This window comes from Siphonobacter sp. BAB-5405 (genome assembly GCF_002872335.1).
Lineage (GTDB): Bacteria > Bacteroidota > Bacteroidia > Cytophagales > Spirosomataceae > Siphonobacter.
In genome coordinates this window covers 1-690 of the sequence record NZ_NJAG01000162.1, presented here as the reverse complement: position 1 = coordinate 690, position 690 = coordinate 1, and the positions used below count along the sequence as shown (strand labels likewise).

Sequence of the window (690 nt, the reverse complement as noted above, 5' to 3'; positions counted from 1 at the left end):
CGATTCCGATTGTCTGGAACTGGCAAGACTTTCACTTCGTATTTTATTCGGCCCTATCGGGCAGGATGCGAATGGTGGCTTGCTTTGTGCGTTCGCTGAGCATGGGGGCCAAATACGGGCTGCCCGTATATTTAGCCGCATAGGCCTGATCAATGGCCGCATCCAGATTCCTTGAGACCGTTTCGAAGGTTACATCAGTTACCTTACCTGCTGCATGGATGCGGCCGATCTGCATTTGCACGGCTGATCGATACCAACTGCTGGATTTACCGTTATAGGCACGCACATACAAATTCCCATCCACCACAACTGACCATATCCAAGTCGGCGTGCCAAAACTTACTCCGTCAGCACGAAGAGGCGAAATTTTCAAGTCATCAGCTTGGTCGATAAGCTGTAGTTCTTGGGCCGGAAACTTGTTTTCGTTACTGCTCATCATTTTATATAGTTAAAGCAAGCGGATAGATACAGCCTGCTCACTTGCGGTAATCTTTGTAACCAGGTGCTTTGTAGAGAATGTCTTTTTTACCCATGATCTCCTGCTCGTAAACCGTATCGAACCAGCTCTTAGTAGAAAAGTCCTCAATGGTCACCGAATAAGATTCATCACCATAACCGATTACCTCACGTGCGGCTTTGATCAAGGCCAGGGCCAGCTTCTGTTTCTGTTCCTCGGTCTTTCCTTCCAAA

2 protein-coding genes are annotated in these 690 nt (G+C 47.8%); both read right to left on the bottom strand.

The window, feature by feature from the left end; translation table 11 throughout:
• Positions 1-43: 43 nt before the first annotated feature.
• A complete protein-coding gene (locus tag BWI97_RS26785; RefSeq protein WP_199182134.1) occupies positions 44-439 on the bottom strand; it encodes a DUF2255 family protein in 396 nt (131 codons plus the stop codon).
• A 37-nt stretch (positions 440-476) separates the two neighbouring features.
• Positions 477-690, bottom strand: a 214-nt coding sequence (locus tag BWI97_RS26780) for a tautomerase family protein (RefSeq protein WP_102203468.1), incomplete at its 5' end; no start/stop codon positions are given.

Excerpts from the sequence above, each read along its gene's own strand:
- BWI97_RS26785 (WP_199182134.1), bottom strand. The coding sequence starts at position 439 with ATGATGAGCAGTAACGAAAACAAGTTTCCGGCCCAAGAACTACAGCTT.